Annotated in this window: 15 protein-coding genes; 9 read left to right on the top strand and 6 right to left on the bottom strand. The window is 45.5% G+C overall.

Annotation, left to right across the window (positions count from 1 at the left end; all coding sequences use genetic code 11):
* Positions 1–132: 132 nt before the first annotated feature.
* The 5 genes from FAM09_RS07810 to FAM09_RS07830 form a co-directional block, all read right to left on the bottom strand.
* Positions 133–573, bottom strand: coding sequence for an acyl-CoA thioesterase (locus tag FAM09_RS07810; protein ID WP_136576553.1), 441 nt, complete (start codon positions 571–573; stop codon positions 133–135).
* 86 nt (positions 574–659) lie between these two features.
* Positions 660–1607, bottom strand: a complete 948-nt coding sequence (locus tag FAM09_RS07815; protein ID WP_136576554.1) for a hypothetical protein — start codon at positions 1605–1607, stop codon at positions 660–662.
* A 1-nt stretch (position 1608) separates the two neighbouring features.
* Positions 1609–2187, bottom strand: a complete 579-nt coding sequence (locus tag FAM09_RS07820) for an RNA polymerase sigma factor (protein ID WP_136576555.1) — start codon at positions 2185–2187, stop codon at positions 1609–1611.
* Positions 2188–2216: 29 nt separating this feature from the next.
* Positions 2217–2807 (bottom strand): RdgB/HAM1 family non-canonical purine NTP pyrophosphatase, encoded by a 591-nt coding sequence (gene rdgB, locus FAM09_RS07825; protein ID WP_136576556.1) that lies wholly within the window; start codon positions 2805–2807, stop codon positions 2217–2219.
* A 249-nt stretch (positions 2808–3056) separates the two neighbouring features.
* Positions 3057–3662, bottom strand: coding sequence for a hypothetical protein (locus FAM09_RS07830; protein WP_136576557.1), 606 nt, complete (start codon positions 3660–3662; stop codon positions 3057–3059).
* 131 nt (positions 3663–3793) lie between these two features.
* Between FAM09_RS07830 and FAM09_RS07835 the strand changes: the two genes are divergently transcribed.
* From FAM09_RS07835 to rpsG, 3 genes are all read left to right on the top strand, one after another.
* On the top strand, positions 3794–4858 hold the full coding sequence (locus tag FAM09_RS07835) for a branched-chain amino acid aminotransferase (protein ID WP_136576558.1): 1065 nt from the start codon (positions 3794–3796) through the stop codon (positions 4856–4858).
* A gap of 228 nt (positions 4859–5086) precedes the next feature.
* On the top strand, positions 5087–5467 hold the full coding sequence (rpsL, locus tag FAM09_RS07840) for a 30S ribosomal protein S12 (protein WP_014220863.1): 381 nt from the start codon (positions 5087–5089) through the stop codon (positions 5465–5467).
* A gap of 30 nt (positions 5468–5497) precedes the next feature.
* Positions 5498–5965 (top strand): 30S ribosomal protein S7, encoded by a 468-nt coding sequence (gene rpsG / locus FAM09_RS07845; protein ID WP_136576559.1) that lies wholly within the window; start codon positions 5498–5500, stop codon positions 5963–5965.
* 201 nt (positions 5966–6166) lie between these two features.
* Here the strand turns inward: rpsG and FAM09_RS07850 are convergent, their stop codons facing one another.
* A complete protein-coding gene (locus FAM09_RS07850) occupies positions 6167–8788 on the bottom strand; it encodes a S8 family peptidase (protein ID WP_166437060.1) in 2622 nt (873 codons plus the stop codon).
* 253 nt (positions 8789–9041) lie between these two features.
* Between FAM09_RS07850 and FAM09_RS07855 the strand changes: the two genes are divergently transcribed.
* The 6 genes from FAM09_RS07855 to FAM09_RS07880 all read left to right on the top strand — a co-directional run bounded on the left by FAM09_RS07855 (position 9042) and on the right by FAM09_RS07880 (position 19346).
* On the top strand, positions 9042–9839 hold the full coding sequence (locus tag FAM09_RS07855) for a M57 family metalloprotease (protein ID WP_136576561.1): 798 nt from the start codon (positions 9042–9044) through the stop codon (positions 9837–9839).
* Between the two features lie 382 nt (positions 9840–10221).
* Positions 10222–11019 carry a M57 family metalloprotease gene (locus tag FAM09_RS07860; RefSeq protein ID WP_136576562.1) on the top strand — a complete coding sequence of 266 codons (798 nt, stop codon included), beginning with the start codon at positions 10222–10224 and terminating at the stop codon, positions 11017–11019.
* 191 nt (positions 11020–11210) lie between these two features.
* Positions 11211–13358, top strand: coding sequence for an elongation factor G (gene fusA / locus FAM09_RS07865; protein ID WP_136576563.1), 2148 nt, complete (start codon positions 11211–11213; stop codon positions 13356–13358).
* Between the two features lie 258 nt (positions 13359–13616).
* The gene (locus FAM09_RS07870) at positions 13617–16526 is read left to right on the top strand and encodes a T9SS type A sorting domain-containing protein (protein ID WP_136576564.1); all 2910 of its coding nucleotides are present in this window, start codon (positions 13617–13619) and stop codon (positions 16524–16526) included.
* 186 nt (positions 16527–16712) lie between these two features.
* Positions 16713–17009, top strand: a complete 297-nt coding sequence (locus FAM09_RS07875) for a YXWGXW repeat-containing protein (RefSeq protein ID WP_166437061.1) — start codon at positions 16713–16715, stop codon at positions 17007–17009.
* 138 nt (positions 17010–17147) lie between these two features.
* A complete protein-coding gene (locus FAM09_RS07880) occupies positions 17148–19346 on the top strand; it encodes a S9 family peptidase (RefSeq protein WP_136576566.1) in 2199 nt (732 codons plus the stop codon).
* Positions 19347–19348 lie beyond the last annotated feature (2 nt).

Genomic DNA, 19348 nt, shown 5'->3' on the forward strand with positions numbered 1-19348 from the left:
TGCAGCTTACAGCTTGCAGCTTACAGCTTGCAGCTTACAGCTTGCAGCTTACAGCTTGCAGCTTACAGCTTGCAGCTTACAGCTTGCAGCTTACAGCTTGCAGCTTACAGCTTGCAGCTTACAGCTTTAATTCTATTTTACCGTTTGTTTCAATTTTTCAACAACCTCTGTTGGTATGGCAGTAACTTTCTTTTTACTGTAATCATAACAAACCATACCGGTTTTGGCAACGGCTACCAGTTGTGTGGCATCGCCTGATCTCTTTTCGAGTTTATAATACAGGTCGAAAGATATTTTGGAAAGATCGCCGGCCACTACAGAGGCAATAACTTCATCGCCATAGAACAATTCACTTTTGAATTCAATGGCTACATCGCTCATAATGAGCCCAACCCCAGCCAGGTTCAGTTCGCCATAGCCTAATTGTTGCAGGTATTGTACGCGCACTTCATGGATCATGGAGAGAATGGTATCGTTACCCACATGATTGCCATAATTGAGGTCGGTAATGCGCACCGGGATAGTTGTAGAGAAAGCAAAATGTTCGGGGAGTTCTACTTTAATTCTGGCCATGCTGCGAAATTATCCTTTTATTTCTCATTCTACCTTCAACTTCCCCTTTCTCATTCCTCATTCTTCATTTCTGATTCTTCATTTCTCTATTGATCATCCTCTTCCATCAGGAGGTCTTTCAGCTCCAGGATGTCGGTAAAGCTGGTGGCAGTAGGAATTAAAGAGGCCTGGTTCATGAATTTTTCTTTCCATTCGCTGAAACGGATCCGCCACAGGCTGTTTTCCTGCATCATAAAATCAAAATAATCCTGCGGTTCCACATCATCGTTCAAGGTGCTGATGATATGCAGGAACTTGGAAGAGATACGCGTTTGTTGCCCATTGGGGCTGGTAATGGTTATATAACAATCATCGGGAGACGTGATAAGCTTTTTATCCAGGATCACCTGCCCGTTGGCATCGCGAATGAGCGGCGCTTCAACGGTAGGATTGTTGTTTTCGGTAAATTCAACGGCCTTGTCTTCATCAACACCTGCATAGCTGGTGGCAATAGGTTGATAATCGTAAAAAGCAGTACGGCGGGTGCGGTTCCTGGTACCGAATCGGGCGTTTATCATGCCGGCATCTGTAGTTGATAATGAAGCGAGTGGCTTATGATCAATTGACTCCACCGGCCGCTCATCGATTTCCGTATCGGCTGCCGGGGTCCTGCTTTGTGCAGGTGAACTATTATGAACAGTTGAAGTATTCGTTGTTTTTCCGGCAACGCTGCCTTCGTCTGCGTTATTGGTCTTGTCTAAAAAGTACCAGGCGCCCAGGGTAAGTAATACCATGGCCGCGGCGGCTACCGTTTTGCGAACGGACAACGAAATAAGCTTGCCTTCTTTTTTGGCTGATTCCTGTTGGGGTAAATGCGCGGCTATTTTTTGCCAGGCGCCGGCAGGCGGAGGTACTGAAAGATCAAACATCTTTTGAGCAACCGGGGTTTCCTCAGCGTCAAATTCAGTATTCAGTCTCGCCGCAATATCGGGCCAAACTTCCGGTGGAGGGGTTACTTCCAGGTTGAACAGTGTATGTTTAATATTCGTTGCCATATTACCGGGTGTAGGATTTTTGCGTATCGCTTAAATATTGGGCTACTTTTTTCTGTAAAACGCTTTTGGCGCGCGCCAATTGTGATTTACTGGTTCCTTCGCTAATACCAAGCATATCGCCAATCTCTTTATGCGAATACCCTTCTACCACATACAGGTTAAATACTGTTCGGTAGCCGGGTGATAATTCCTGAACAATTTTAATGATGTCTTTTTCAGCCAGGTTTTCAAGGGCCGTTATGTCGGTATCTTCAATGGTGCCTTCCTCTTTTTCCGTAACCATCGCCAGTTTGGTGGATTTTTTACGGAAATGCTCGATGGACGTGTTAACAAATACCCGCCTGATCCAGCCTTCAAAGGAGCCCTCTGCCCTGAAATGGTGTAAATTTCTATAAACCTTTATAAAACCTTCCTGCAGCAGATCCTGTGCATCTTCGACATTGCTGGCATATCGCAAACAAACCGCATACATTTTGGGAGAAAAGCGGTGGTATAATTCTTCTTGCATACGCCTGTCTCCTGCAATGCATCCTTTTATTAAGTCGGATTCAGAAATGATATAGTTGCTTTTGTGCTCCAAAAAATTTTGTCTGAATGTTAAGGTTTTAGCTATCGTGTCTCTATTACCTGTTGCTGCAAAAATAATACAAGTTTATCAGCCGCTTTTTTGCGGTGGCTGAGCGCATTCTTCTCGGCCATGGTCATTTCGGCAAAGCTGCGGTTGCTGCCGGCCGGCATAAACACCGGATCGTAGCCGAAACCGCCAGCGCCATGGCGTTCTTTGGCAATGGTTCCTTCGCATATTCCCTCAAAAAGCCATTCTTTCCCCTGCCATATCAGGGAGATGACCGTGCGGAACCGGGCTTTGCGGTTTTCCCCATTACCCAGCCTGGTCAATAATTTATCAATATTCTTATCAAAAGTCTTGTCTTCCCCGGCATAGCGGGCGCTTTTTACGCCTGGCTCGCCGTTCAGGGCTTCCACTTCCAGGCCGGTGTCTTCGCTAAAGCAATGCTGACCGGTTAACTGGTGAATGGTGCGCGATTTTTCGGAAGCGTTTGCTTCCAGCGTATCGTGCGGCTCAGGAATGTCAATGTCGATACCGGCCTGTTTCAGGCTGATGATCTCAAGGTCGTTGCCAATGGCCGCCTGAATTTCTTCTACTTTATGCTGATTATTAGTTGCGAATATTAGTTTCATGATGATGGTCAATAAACAATTTGTAATAGACAATTGGCAAGGGTGGCTCATGAAAAAGGCTGCAAGCTTCAAGCCGAAAGCTGCAGGCAGATACAGCTCATGATAATCGTTCAATCTGGCACTTTCTGCTCCTTACTTCTGTATTCACTTCAACATTCGACATTGGATATTCGATATTCAATATTCGATATTCGACATACCTCTGCCTTCCCTTTCTCATTCCTTATTTTTAATTTTTCATTTCTCATTTCAAAGAAACATCCGTTTAAGACAATCCCACAACTTCCTTTTCATCCCTTTCGCTTCTTCTGTTTCCAGGTTGAGCTGGCCGAGCGACGGCGTGTACAGGTAAGTGGTTCCGGCATATGCCTGCTCTTTAAATGGCGGAAAACTGATAGGCAATTGAATAACGCCCGGTTCTACCCCAAATAATAACAGGTATTTTGGCTGTAATTGCATTTTTATTCTTTCAATGGCAATAGCTGTGGTGGCATGGTTAACTATTGCCACATCGGCCATATTCAGTTTACAGGCGCCCAGCATTTTCGTAAGAAATTGCAGATCTGCCTCGGGAACAAAAACGTCGTTCGGGCAATTTACCACTACAGTGATCTGCTTTTTATTATTTCCTAAGATTTTATAGGCAACCGGCTGTTCAGCAGTTTTTGCCGGCGGCGGTTCTTTAACCGGCGGGGTTTCTGCAACCGATTCTGCAACAGGTGTTTTTGTAACAGGTTGTTGTTCAGCCACTATGTGAGGCTCCGACCTGCTTATGGGACCTTCCGGCTCAATCAGCGTTTGCCGGTACAGGTCCGCGATCACAAAATCGGGTAATTTTATATTGGTTAAGCTCATTTTCTACAAGGTATTCTTAATCAAACAAATATCAATTCATGGGCCTGAATTGCTTTACGAACGATTGTTAGTAATTTATTTGACGGCCACGAACTTTATTTGTTTATTTGCGGCTCAAAAATACATGGTTTATGGTAGAAGCTTATAGTATCCCTGTTACAAAAATTGAGCGTAGCAGATTGCCGGGTGTTAAACTCGAAAACATTCCTTTTGGAAGAACTTTTACAGATCACATGCTGGAGGCGGATTATGAAAATGGCGAGTGGAAGAATGTGGAGATCAAACCGTATCAGCCATTGGTGATCAGTCCGTCGCTGGCTGCCCTGCATTACGGCCAGGCTATATTTGAAGGTATTAAAGCTTATAAAAACAGCGCCGGGGAATCATTTATTTTCAGGCCATATGATAATTATAAACGATTCAATTTGTCGGCCGCCCGTATGGAAATGCCTGCGGTACCCGAAGATATTTTCATGGAAGGCATGCGGCAACTGGTAGCGCTGGATAGTAACTGGATCCCGGCTCTGCACGACCATTCCCTGTATATCCGTCCGTTCATGTTCTCATCCGATGAAATGATCGGCGTACGGCCTTCAGAAAATTATAAGTTTCTCATTATACTGGCGCCAACGGGCCCATACTACAGCGCGCCCATGCGCATTTATGTAGAAGAAAAATATACCCGCGCCGCACCGGGTGGGGTAGGGCAGGCTAAAGCCGCCGGTAATTATGGCTCTTCCATGTATGTAACGGCCCAGGCTAAAAAGCAGGGGTACGACCAGGTATTATGGACAGATGTGTATGAGCACAAATATGTGCAGGAGATAGGCACCATGAATGTATTTTTTGTGATTGGCGATACCGCTGTTACGCCCGACCTGAGCTCAGGAACGATCCTGGCCGGGGTTACCCGCGATAGCGTAATGACGATACTGGAAGAAATGGGATTGAAGGTGGAAGAAAAACCGGTATCAGTTGATATGCTGATGGAAGCTTATAAGGCCGGTACCCTGCGTGAGGTGTTCGGGACCGGAACGGCGGCTACCGTATCGCTGATCCGCGAATTGAAGTATAAAGACTTTGTGATGACCTTCGACACCGCTAAATGGACCGTTACTCCTGAAATTAAAAACCGCCTGGATGCCATCCGTGAAGGGCATGCGGCGGATAAGTTCGGCTGGATGTTCAAGGTGTAAGCGCCGGGGTTCAAAAGTTCAATAAATTTAAAAAGATAGGACAGGCCTCCTTCGGGAGGTCTGTTTTTTTATGTTTTTTGGGTGTTTTACGAGGTAAAACACCTGTTTTTCAACTTATTTTGCACACTTCGGCACATAAAATTCAATATCCCTGAAAATCTAACCCGATTTTTTTGGTTATAAAATTAATCCGCTTAACTTTGCCGTCCCAAAATCAAAAGGTTCAGAATGCCTACTATACAACAATTGGTAAGAAAAGGAAGAGAAATCATCAAGGCTAAAAGTAAATCCAGGGCTTTAGACTCCTGTCCTTTCCGTCGTGGTGTGTGCACCCGTGTATATACAACCACTCCGAAGAAGCCTAACTCGGCTTTGCGTAAAGTGGCCAAAGTACGTTTAACAAACAAAGTTGAGGTAATTGCCTATATACCCGGTGAAGGTCACAACCTGCAAGAGCACTCAATTGTGCTGGTGCGCGGTGGTCGTGTGAAGGATTTACCAGGTGTACGTTACCACATTGTTCGCGGTAGCCTGGATACTGCGGGTGTTAAAGACCGTAAACAAAGCCGTTCTAAATACGGAACTAAAAAGGAAAAGGCTAAAAAATAATTAGTACTACAGTTCTACAAATCTTTATAAATGAGGAAGACAAAAGCCAAAAAAATTCCCTTAGCGCCTGATGCAAGGTATAATGATGTGATGGTTACCAGGTTTATCAATAACCTGATGTGGGAAGGTAAAAAGAACACTGCTTTCAATATATTCTACGACGCATTGGATCGGGTTGCTAAAACAACCGGTGAAAATGGGTACGAAATATGGAAAAAAGCGCTGAACAATGTTACGCCTGCTGTAGAAGTACGCAGCCGTAGAATTGGTGGTGCAACTTTCCAGATCCCTGCTGAAGTTCGTGCTGAAAGGAAAGTTTCTCTGAGCATGAAGTGGTTGATCCGCTATAGCCGCGATCGTAATGGTCGTAGCATGGCTGAAAAACTGGCTAACGAAATCGTTGCTGCCAGCAAAGGTGAAGGTGGTGCTTTCAAAAAGAAAGAAGACACGCACCGTATGGCTGAAGCTAACAAGGCTTTTGCACACTTCCGCGTATAACACGTTAAGTACATCTTACCATATACAACCCACCGGTTTCCCGGTGGGTTTTTTAGTTTGTTCGAAAGACAGTATACCTATTTATTGGCCAATTAGAGTTTTTGTAAATTGCTTAAATCCCGTAGCCGGCAGTTGTATTTGCTTTTATTTTAGCTTTCAGCTGTATTCGCGTAAAGCGCCATCTTGCCAATTGCTAATTGCCTATTGAATCATCACCTTTCCCGAATAATCCTTCTTCCCATTCTTCTGAATAAGTATAAAGTAAATACCGCTTTTGAGGCCAGGTAAAGGAATTGATTCGGCTGTTTGCGTTAGCCGGTATTGCAATACTTTTTGCCCCATGGTATTGTACAAAAGCAAATGCGTGTTTTGCGGCTCTTCTTTGGTAAGCACCCATAACGTGCTGGTTGCTTTTACCGGGTTAGGGAAAATAATATAGCGGGTAGTTAAGAAGTAATAGATGCTTTGCGGGTCACTGTAAATGATCTTGCCATTGGTTAGTTCAATCTTTACGCGATACGTATTCACGCCATCAGCCAGGTTCTTATCATTTAACTGGAAAGAAAGCGAGGTAACCGGTTGAAAAGCCTGCAACAGCTGGTATCCTTTGCCGGTCAGCTTTTCAAACGATATGCTTTTTACGTTATAAGCGGTACCGATCTCTGCCGTAAGCAAACCTGTATTTTCATCTTCAAGATCAACGAGAAAACTCTTCAGGTAGCAGTCAACGCCCTGCGTTTGATAATTGATGGTGTAGGCCTTCAGGCCATGGCGATTGCCGATCACCGGCGCTACCGTGTACCATAACAAGTTGCCGGGCTGGCGAATGATGAGGCTGGTATCGGCAGAAGTGAGTAGGGGCTGCAGGTATTTTTCACCCAACCGGTATACTGTATAGTTATTAACACCGGGAACTTTGTCCCAGTAGATCATTGCTGAATCCGGGCAATTAAACCCAACCATTAGCGGCAGTACGGAAGAGATGGTAAAAGTGTCGGACGTAAAGGTTTGGCCGTTGATGGTCATGCGTAATAAGGCGGTTTGAAAGGTATCGGGCGCCGGCCAGTAAGCACTGCCTGCGGCCAACGGTGTGGCGTTATTGATCGTTTGCCAGCTCACGCCTTTGTTCACGCTGTATTGCAGCAAACCGGTGTTTGTATTAAAACTGGAAGACCAGCGAACCAAATTATTTTCACCGCCTTTAACATAATCTACCGAAACCGGGAACTGCCATTGAAACTGATCGGCAGCAGTTACCTGCCAGGCTATAAAAAAGAGCTGGCTGCCCGTAGGCACTGCGAACCCTTTTACCCTGATGGTATATGTTCCCACAGCGGGGTTATCAATGGTGATCTGTTCTACATTGTTAAGTGTATCTTTTTTTCGAACGGCCGGCAACAGCAACGAATCAATAATAGGCGCCGCACTTAACACCCAGGGTTGCCAAACCTGCCCGTTGCCGTTATTCACCAATTCTATATCCAGGTCGTTCACCAGGGCTTTGGGCGCATTGGCAATGGCGGCTGGATCCGTCCAGCATAAGGTTAATTTCAACTGCCGGATGTTTGCCGCAACCGGTAAAGAAAATGTTTGCGTACCACCCTGTGCTACCGACCCGGAAAAATATTGATCATTCACCAGGCATTGCAGCGCTTTATAGGAATTTAAGCTACCATAGCCCGACAGGTAATCAGGGCCCTTAGTTCCTCTGTCATCAGCGCTATTAACCAGCGCGGCCTTTACCAATGAAGCCGGGGGCAGGGAACCGCTGTTTTTTTCTTTGTAGAACTGTTGTAATAAAAGCACCGCTCCCGAAGTATGCGCAGCAGCGCCGGAGCTGCCATCTTCCCCAAAGGCAATTAATTCAGGTTTTATGCGACCATCATACGCGGGACCGCGGGAACTTAGCACAGCCACGTTGCCGAACGAGTCGGTAGCGCCAACCGTAAGAATATTCTTGGCCATTTTAAAACTACCGGTAATATTGGCCATGTTGTTAATGCCTGCATAGAGACCGGTACCGGTTTGGTTGCCCGAATTTCCTGAAGAAAAAACATGCAGCAATCCGGGATTGTTGATGATGCTGGCATCATAAGCAGCCGCATCGGCACCATAATAATTTTCAAGGCCGGTACCGTAAGAATGGTTTTGTGCAGAAATGCCATACTGTTTGTAGGCATTATCGGTATCGGGCAACAGATTGGTGAAGTTGGAAGAAACGATAGATGCGGCAGGTACAACACCACTGCCGGTATAAAAAGAATTTTCTCCGCCCGCAATGATCGTAGCCATATAAGAGGCATGCGATGAAATGGAATTGGAACTGAGTGGGGTTGAGATATACCGGCCTCTGAAATCGATGTCGGTGGTATCGGGTTTGTTTTCTTTTATGGATACAACGAGGTTGCTACCGGTAAGCTGTGGGAACCGGCTGTGGACCAGGTTGATGGTATTTAGGCTGTTATCGAACGAACCGATGGCCAGTTCTTCATGCGGCTGGCGCGGAACATCTACAAAACGAACGAAGGGCAATGTCAATACCTGTGAGTGAATGATGGCCCCCTTTGCAGAAACCACCAATAAACCACCCGTGCGTTCCTCCAGGATGCGAACAGGAATGCGTTGCTGGGTAAAATATTTTCTGGCAGAATCGATATTGGAAGTCACTATCCAGAATACCTGTTCCTGTTTGTTGGTTAACAGCTTTATATTATTTTGTAACACTGGCGACAACTTGCGATCTGGCAGTATAACAACAGGTTGAGCCTGTACCAACTGTACGGTTAAAGAAAGGATAAGCAGCAGAAGCCCGGTTTGTTTCATAATACAATCTACAAAATTTGGCATTTCGGGCATTAATAAATAGCCATGAATTGGCGGCGAAAACATCTAACCCTCTCGGGCATCCCAAATTGACCTTGAACAATTTCTTAATACAAAGGCGTAATTATCTCCGGTTTTTGGGTAAAAAGCATTCCTTCTGCAACAAAGTTGCTTAAATTACACAGGCAACACTTTATGAATTTTGTTAAATTGAAATGGCTATCAATTTGTAAACTATTAAAAGAAAACGTTTATGAGAAATGCTCTCCTGAAAATGGCTATTGTATTGGCTGCCTGTGTAATGATGCTGTTTGCCTGCCGTAAGAATGGTGCTCCCGTACAAGTTGCTGCTCCTTCTGAAGATGCCCTGGAGAAAATTCATAACCTCGGTTTTAGTAATAAGAATGTAACCATAGATGAGGATGGAAATTATGTGGTGGAAGGGGATATTGTGTTGAGTAAAATGCATTTGGACGCAGTTCCTGAGATGCAGTTTTTGCGGGTGGGCAGTGAAGAACAGTACCGCACGAATAACCTGGTTACCGGTGTACCGCGGGTAATTAAGATAAGCATTGCATCTAAACTGCCGTCATCGTATACAGCAGCGCTCGACGAAGCCATTGCGCGTTACAATGCGGAGAACCTGTCAATTACCTTTCAACGGGTATCTTCCGGTGCAGATATTTCCATTGTAAAAGGGAATGGGAATTTTCTGGCTTCTGCCGGCTTTCCCACCAGCACCGGAAACCCGTATAGCCAGATAAAAGTGAATTCAAATGCTATCGGCAACCAGCCACAGGCTACCGTAGCTTCCATACTGGCGCATGAAATAGGGCATTGCATAGGATTCCGGCATACCGATTATATGAATCGTGCGTATAGTTGTGGCGGACAAGCAGTGAATGAAGGCGCTTCAACGATAGGAGCTGTTCATGTTCCGGGCACTCCCACTGGCCCTGATCCCAATTCATGGATGTTATCGTGCATTGGTTCTGGCCAAAACCGGCCATTCAATAACAATGATAAAATTGCTTTAGGGTATTTGTATTAAGTAGTATTAATCGAGATTCAAATAACAGGAGCCGATCAGAAATGGTCGGCTTTTTTATTAGTTACCGGTTACCTGTTTCCGGTTGCCAGTAATAATTCGGAGAGCTTACCTGTAAGAGGAAATGATCGACATTCAAAGCCTGAGAACTGGCAACTGGCAATTATTTCGCTAATACGTTATACTAACTCGCTTGTATAGAGCATTTTACTAATCTTTGAAAAAACTTTTCCACAATAACGGTTATACATACCGGTAACTGGGTACAAAGCCCTGTGTTCTGCAACACAGTTGCCTTTTTGCTATGCAACGTACAGGATAATTTTATTTAAATTGATAGACGTTACGTGCAGTAACCAACCATTAAACACAAATCTACAGTCACATGAGAAAGACTATATTCACGCTAACTGCAGTCGTGGCAGCCTGCATGCTCACGTTATTTGCCTGCCGCAAAAATGCTACAAGCGATGCATCCTCTTCCGGCGTTTCAGAAGATGTATTAGCTAAAATTTACAACCTTGGCTTCAGCAACAAAAATGTAATTGCTGATGGAAATGGAAATTACATTGTTGAAGGCGATATTCTTCTTAGCGAGGCTGATCTGAATACAAAGAGCGATATAACACTTTTAAGAGTGGGTGGCGAAGAGCAGTACCGTACCACAAACCTGGTACGAGGCCTGCCGAGAACTATTACGGTAAGCCTTGCTTCTGCCCTTAGTACCTGGTCTACCGCCCTGAATACGGCGTTGTCCCGTTACAATGCGCTGGGTCTTCAGATCACTTTTACCCGGGTTACATCCGGCGCTAATATTCAAATTGTTAACGGTACGGGCAGTTTCCTGGCTTCAGCGGGTTTCCCCACTTCTGGCGGTGCTCCTTATAACCGGGTAATACTGAATAACAGTGCGGTTGCCGGCCAGCCGCAAAACACCGTGGCTACTATTTTGGCGCATGAACTGGGCCATTGCATCGGATTCAGGCATACCGATTACTTTAACCGGTCGATCAGTTGTGGCGGTTCAGCCGTAAATGAAGGTTCTGCCGGGGTTGGCGCCATTCATATTCCTGGCACGCCAACCGGTACCAGTTCCGGTAGCTGGATGTTATCCTGTATAGGTTCAGGCCAGAACCGGCCCTTTAACTCTGCCGATATCACTGCTTTAAATTATCTGTATTAATTTTCTATTACCAGTTTGGTTACTGCACCGGGAAGCCCTGTAAATCACACAGGGCTTTCTTTTTACCCCCCTGGCGGGGTATTTATTTTTACCCCCGTTCACGTAGGAATCGATAGTTTTTTTCTTACCTTTGCCCGCTCATTTTCAGGGCATTTTTCCCTGGATAATTAAAAAGAAAACACACAAAAGTCATGGCAGACTTACGATTACAAAGAAATTTTGGAATTGCGGCACACATTGATGCCGGTAAAACAACTACTACGGAGCGTATTTTGCGCTATACCGGTATGATCCATAAAATAGGAGAGGTGCATGATGGGGCGGCTACGACCGACTGGATGGAACAGGAAAAAGAAAGAGGTATCACCATTACTTCTGCTGCGGTTAGCTGCCAGTGGAACTTCCCTACCATAAAAGGTAAGGCAGATGCCAATACTAAAAAATACTATTTCAACATCATCGATACTCCGGGACACGTTGACTTCACCATTGAGGTAGAGCGTTCAATGCGTGTACTGGATGGTTTGATCGCCCTGTTCTCTGCCGTTGATGGCGTTGAGCCTCAGTCGGAAACCGTTTGGCGTCAGGCTAACCGGTATAAAGTTCCCCGGATCGGTTTCGTAAACAAAATGGACCGTTCAGGCGCCGACTTCCTGATGGTGGTTAAACAGGTTAAAGAAATGCTGGGTGCAAAAGCAGTTCCCCTGCAATTGCCCATTGGCGCCGAAGATGATTTCAAAGGTGTGGTTGACCTCATCAAAATGAAAGGTATCATCTGGCACATGGAAACAGAAGGTATGACCTTCGACGAGATCCCTGTACCTGCTGATATGGTTGAAGAAGTGAACGAGTGGAGACAGAACCTTATTGAAGCTGTTGCCGAATACGACGACAAACTGATGGAGAAGTTCTTCGAAAATCCTGACTCGATCACTGAAGATGAAGTACACGAAGCTATTCGCAAAGCAACGATCGATCTGAGCATCGTTCCAATGATGTGCGGTTCTTCATTCAAAAATAAAGGCGTACAAACTGCCCTGGATGCCGTTTGCCGTTACCTGCCTTCGCCAGCTGATATCGATGATGTAGTTGGTACTAATCCTGAAACCGGAGAACCAGAAGTTCGTAAGGCTGATCCTAAAGCGCCTTTTGCAGCCCTGGCCTTCAAGATCATGACCGACCCGTTCGTAGGTCGTTTGGCCTTCTTCCGTTGTTACAGCGGCCACCTCGATGCCGGTTCGTATGTGAAGAACATGCGCAGTGGCAAGAACGAGCGTATCAGCCGTATCATGAAGATGTTCGCCAACAAACAAAACCCCATCGATTTCATCGAAGCCGGTGATATTGGTGCTGCGGTAGGTTTCAAGGAAATTAAAACCGGTGATACCCTGTGCGATGAAAATCATCCGATCACTCTGGAGAATATGTTCATTCCCGAGCCGGTTATCGCTATCGCCGTAGAGCCTAAAACACAGGCCGACGTTGATAAAATGGGTATGGCTATCGCAAAGCTGGTTGAAGAAGATCCTACATTACGGGTAAATACCGATGAAGATACCGGTCAAACCATCTTACGTGGTATGGGTGAGTTGCACCTGGAGATCATCATCGATCGTATGAGACGTGAGTTCAAAGTAGAAGTTAACCAGGGCGCTCCCCAGGTTGCTTATAAAGAAGCTTTCAGAAAAACTGTTGAGCATCGCGAAACCCTGAAAAAACAAACCGGTGGTCGCGGTAAATTCGCCGACATCGTGTTCGAAATCGGGCCCGCTGATGAAGAGTGGCTGAAAGAAAATCCTGATAAAGGCTTCCAGTTCGTGAATGATATCTTCGGTGGATCTATTCCCCGTGAGTTCATTCAGCCAATTCAAAAAGGTTTTGAATCAGCAATGGGTACTGGTGTATTAGCCAGCTATCCTGTACAGAACGTGAAGGTCCGCATCTTCGATGGAAGCTACCACCAGGTTGACTCTGACGGTATGTCGTTCGAGTTGTGTGCAAGAGCTGGTTTCCGTGAGGCTGGCCGTAAAGCACAACCTGTGTTACTGGAGCCTATCATGAAAGTGGAAGTTATCACGCCTGACCAATACATGGGTGATGTTACCGGTGACCTGAACCGGAGGAGGGGTATGCTGGAAGGTATGGACACCCGCGGTAATGCCCAGGTTATTAAAGCCAAGGTTCCGCTGAGCGAAATGTTCGGTTACGTAACACAGTTGCGTAGCTTGTCATCTGGCCGCGCTACCAGCACCATGGAGTTCAGCCACTACTCACCTGCACCTGCCAACATCGCTGAAGAAGTGATCGCCAAGGTGAAAGGTAAAGTGAAAGCTGACTAATACAGCGTTCTCATATCTCTTAATATAGGCCCTTCCGTTGTTCGCGGAGGGGCTTTTTTATTGACTTTGCTACACAGTTATCGCCCAAAACTGCACAGTTATCTGGTAAAACAGCACACTTATCAAATTGGACGAAGAGCATATATCGTTTTTAATAACTTTAATTATTTCTTTCCATCCTATATCTTCTAAAAGACCACCCATCCGATACTCCTGTTCTGTCTTCAATGGTTATCCTCAATTTTTAATTTTTAGTGCATGAACCGACCTGTACTTCCCATTTTATTTCTGCTATTGTTATGTTCTACCGCCTGGGCGCAAACCCCTGGTGTTACATGGAGCAAATACGTAAAAACGGATGGAGACCTGGAAGCTATTTATGATGGCCAGCGAACCAACGATAAAGGATATATACTCGTTGGGTATGATACCGGGTGGTATGATAATGACGAAAATTTCATTTTAAATAAGGCTAACACTGGCCGTCCATGGGTAGTAAAACTCGATAGCAATGGCACGCGGACCTGGTGGCGGGGTATAGGTGCCAATCCCCATGAATCTGCATTGTTATCTGTTCGTGAAGTCACCGGCGGATACATTACTGCCGGATATGAACGGATTTATCCTGATCCGGCTAACTACCTTATTAGCAAAGTCGATGTATCGGGTAACTCCCTGTGGGAGAAAACGTATGGAGGTTCGGGTAGTGACAGGCCATATGCTGTTAGACCTACTATAGACGGAGGTTATATTGTGGCCGGCTATTCCAATTCCGCTGATGGTGATGTTATACAATTGCATGCCGGTGCTGAAGCCTGGATCGTAAAGCTCGACGCCAATGGTAATAAAGTCTGGACAAAAACCTATGGTGGCACTTCCACAGATACGGCTTATGCTATTTGTCAGATGCCCGATGGGGGTTACCTGGTTTGTGGAACTACTTCATCTGCCAACGGAGATGTGCCGGCCAATAATGGCGGCAGCGATGGCTGGGTGTTTAAACTGGATGCGTTGGGTACACTGGTGTGGAAAAAGAATTTCGGAGGCGGTGCACAGGATGTGCTGAACAGCGTTATAAAAAATGACGATAATACGTATACCCTGTCGGGCTACACTTTTTCCAACGATGGTGATGTATCGGGCAATCATGGGCAAGCCGATGTATGGGTAATAAAGATCGATGACACTGGTAACCTTATCTGGTCAAAGGTATACGGTGGTTCCCGTAATGATGCGGCTTTTGGCCTGCATGCAGGGTTCACCAGCGGTTCGTTTGTAACCGGGTTTACAGAATCTTCCGATGGCCAAATTACCGATGCGGCCGGCAGGGCTGATTGCTGGACACTTCGGCTTGATGAGAGTGGCAACCTGTTATGGCAAAAAAGTTCAGGCACGGTGAATGATGAATATGCCATGGTCATTATGCCTAAAAGCGATGTTGAATTTACCATTGCCGGTTTTGGTTACCCGTTAACGCAGCCGGTGGGTTGGACCGATTACAATGATGGATTGGTTATAAAATACGGCTATGCCAATACCATTAAAGGAACATTGTTTTATGATGCCAACAGCAACGGAATAAAAGATGTCGGCGAAGGCAATTTTGATAATGCAATCGTTAAAACAGTAAAATCCGGTGATAGCCTGAGTGCCATGCCCTATAACGGTGCATTTAGTTTGGATGTTGATACCGGTACCTTTACAACTTCCGTACTGTTATTCACGCCCTACTATAATGTAGTTCCTGCTTCACAAAGCAGTACCTTCTCTACTTATTATAATCAGGACTCTATTGGTTTTGCCGTTCAGCCCCTGCCGGGTAAAAAAGACCTGTTCATCATGATGAGGGCCGTTGATCCTGCCCGGCCCGGCTTTGATGTGCGGTACCAGCTCTTTTATAAAAATGTAGGAACAATGAACATGCCTACCGGTACGGTGCAACTGACCATTGATCCTAAGTTCAGCTATCTGAATGCATCAACCGCGCCAACCTCGATTACCGGCAATACCATAACCTGGAATTATACAAACCTGAACAGTTTAGATGCCGGCTCGATCTTTCTCACTATACGCCTGGCGGCGCCTCCCACTACCAACATCGGTGATACACTTCGTTCAGTGGCGGTGATCGGCCCCGTTACCGGCGATGAAACCCCGGCCGATGATACGGCTGTATTAAAACAGATCGTCACCGGTTCCTTCGATCCCAACGACAAAACAGAAGCGAATGCCGGTGTTATTACACCCGCACAGGTAAATAATGGCGAATATCTGAATTACCAGATCCGTTTTCAGAACCTGGGCACCGATACCGCTTTCAATATAACCGTAAGGGATACGCTTGAAAGCCGGCTTGATTGGAACTCGTTGCAAATGATCTCAGCCAGCCATGCATATCAGTTGGCCATTGAAGATGGCAACAAGCTCACCTGGCAGTTCAATAATATAGAACTGCCTTATTCCGGTATTGATGAACCCAACAGCCATGGGTATATTCTTTATCGCATAAAACCGCTTTCAACAGTGCAGATTGGAGATACTATTAAAAATGGTGCCGGTATTTATTTCGATTTTAATTTACCCGTTGCTACCAATATTGAGCGTACCGTTGTACTGAGCTTAACACCGTTGCCCGTTACATTATCGTCATTCCTGGCGGCAATGGATGGAGAAATAGTAAATATTACCTGGACAACCAGCATAGAAGAACAGCTTAAACATTTTGAAGTACAGCGCAGCGCCAATGGAATTGATTTTACAACGATTGGTATTGTTCAGCCAGGACAGAAATCTTACCTGTTTAAAGACAAGCAACCGCTCAAAGGCTATAATTACTACCGGTTGAAATCGGTTGATATAGATGGCTCGTTCAGTTTTTCAACCTATGTATTGGTAAATGTGGAAAATGGCGCCGGCATTATTTCTTCTCTGTATCCCAACCCGGCTACCGGAAATGCAATCTTAAAACTGCAGGGTACGGTGGAAGGCAAGGTGTTGGTTCAGGTGCTTGACCAGCAGGGTAGAATGGTGGCTACCAAACAATTTGGGGTGCAACATACCGGTGAATTTAAAACACCACTCGATCTGGGGAACCTACCTAAAGGAAGCTATGTATTGCGAATAGTAGTCAATGATAAATCATATTTGCAAAAAATGTTGGTCCAATAATAAACAATAACTGATGATACAAGCCCTTCCCGTCTTTAGTCAGGAGGGGCTTTTTATTGCTTGACCTGCATCCTGTTCACATTAGTTAATGAATTGAAAACCGGAAATCAGGAGCTTTTAAACCTTTGTTTTTAGTCGTGCTCCAAATAGCGGAAAATGTATTGTAGAACAACTAAAAAGTATTGTATGAAAAAATATGTGAATCGCATGATATTAGCCGCAGTCCTGGTAGTTGGGTTTTCTGCTGCGGCTTCAGCACAAGTGATAGTGAAAGTACGCCCGGCCGCCCCGGTGGCAGTACGTCCTGCAGCGCCTTCACCCCGCCATGTATGGATTGACGGCGGTTGGGAAGTGCGTAATGGGCACTATGTGCACACGAATGGCTATTGGGCGGTACCACAACGCGGCCGTCATTGGGTAGCTGGTTATTGGGCGCCTCGCCGCCATGGCTATGTTTGGGTTCCCGGCTATTGGGCCAGATAAGAATTCATCGCAACCATTGTATACGGATCAGGAGTTCAGATTTAACGCCCCCCGTTCAATTATTTGGACGGGGTTTTTATTTGCGGTAACGATTGTTTGCGCTCAATGTCTTAATTTCCTGCCCCAAATTGTATCAGCATGCATCAATCAATACGAGCCAGGAAATGGTTATTTGTTATAGTTACTTTATTTGTACCCGTTGCCCTCTTTTCACAGGGGGCAGTTAAATGGACAAAAAGCGGTAATGCCTATTATCGTTTTGAGGAAGGTGAACTGAATTTATATACCTTACCTCAGCAAACAAAAACAGTTCTTCTTTCTAAAAAGCAGTTAACGCCCCAGGGAAAAACGACTCCCCTTAATAGTCGTAACTTTAGTTTTTCGGCCGATGAAAAAAAGGTGCTGCTGTTTACCAATACCAAAAAAGTATGGCGGCTGCAAACCCGTGGCGATTACTGGGTGTTTGATACCAATACCGGTTCTTTAACGCAGGTAGGAAAGAACCGCCCGGCAGCTTCCCTGATGTTTGCCAAATTCTCGCCCGATGGATCAAAAGTAGCCTATGTGAGCGAATACAATTTGTATGTGGAAGACCTGGCCAGCGGCAATAGTACGCAACTAACGCTGGATGGCAACCGTAAATTCATTAATGGCACATTCGACTGGGTGTATGAAGAAGAATTCTTTTGCCGCGATGGATTTCGCTGGAGCCCTGATAGCAAACAAATCGCCTATTGGCAAATAGATGCCCGCAAAACCAAGGATTATTTAATGGTGAATAATACCGACTCCATTTATCCTTTTGCCGTACCGGTTGAATATCCCATTGCCGGCGAACCACCTTCGCCTTTTAAAATCGGTGTTGTAGATATTGCTACCACCAAAACCCAATGGATGGATATTCCTACCGATCCCGTATTGCAAAGCTATTTGCCGCGGATGGAATGGGCCGGTAACAGCAATGAGCTCATTGTTCAGCACATAAACCGCCTGCAAAACCAAAGCGACTTATTGTTATGCAATACACAAACCGGGGCTTCGCAGGTTATTTATACAGAAAAAGATTCTGCCTGGATCGACATTCTGCCTTTGTGGGATAACGATTACATCTGGGGTGGCTGGGACTGGATCAGCAGCGGCAAAGAATTCATCTGGGCTTCTGAAAAAGACGGCTGGCGGCATTTATACCGCATTACCCGCGATGGAAAAAAGGAAGTTCGCATTACCAATGGTAATTACGACGTCATGGAAATAATAGCTATCGATGAAAAGAATGGTTACGTGTATTTTATGGCATCGCCCACCAATGCCACACAAAAGTATTTGTACAGGACAAAACTGAATGGCAAAGGGGCGGCAGAACGCATATCACCTGCTGGTCAGGAAGGCACGCATGAATATCTGGTTTCGCCCACTGCTACTTATGCCCGCCATATGTTTTCGAACTATTATACTGCCTATACCGATGAATGGATCTCGTTGCCTGATCATAAAGGCGTGAATGGCGAGAATAAAGTGAATGATAAGATTGCCCAGGCAGAAAAGCCTGCCGGTTTTGAATTCTTCAAAATAAAAACGGAAGAAGGCGTTGAAATGGATGGCTGGATGGTGAAGCCGAAAAACTTCGACAGCAATAAAAAATACCCGGTTGTATTTTATGTATACACCGAACCCTGGGGGCAGAACGTAAAAGATCAGTTTGGAATAGCTGACAATTTCCTGTACAGAGGCGACATGGCCAACGACGGTTATATTTATATTTCCATCGATAATCGCGGCACACCGGTGCCGAAAGGACGCAATTGGCGCAAAGTGATCTACCGCAATATAGGGCAGGTGAACATTCGCGATCAGGCCCTGGCCGCAAAGGAAGTTATTAAGTGGCCGTTTGTAGATACATCCCGCATAGCTGTATGGGGATGGAGTGGGGGTGGGTCTGCTACGCTGAACCTTATGTTCCAGTATCCTGACATTTATAAAACAGGGATCTCTGTAGCAGCGGTGGGCAGCATCTTTACCTATGATAATATTTACCAGGAACGGTATATGGGCTTACCCCAGCAGAACCGCGAAGATTATGTGAAAGGTTCGCCTGTAACACACGCTAAAAATTTGAAGGGTAACTTATTGTATATTCATGGCAGCGGCGACGACAACGTGCATTTTCAAAATGCAGAGTTGTTAGTGAATGAGTTGATCAAATACAATAAACAATTCCAGTTTATGAGTTATCCCAACCGCACACATAGTATTTCAGAAGGGCAGGGCACGTTTGAACACTTGAGCACCTTGTACACCAATTATCTGAAAGAACATTGTGCACCGGGCGGCAGATAGTT

The organism is Niastella caeni (genome assembly GCF_004834005.1).
Classification (GTDB): Bacteria; Bacteroidota; Bacteroidia; order Chitinophagales; family Chitinophagaceae; genus Niastella; species Niastella caeni.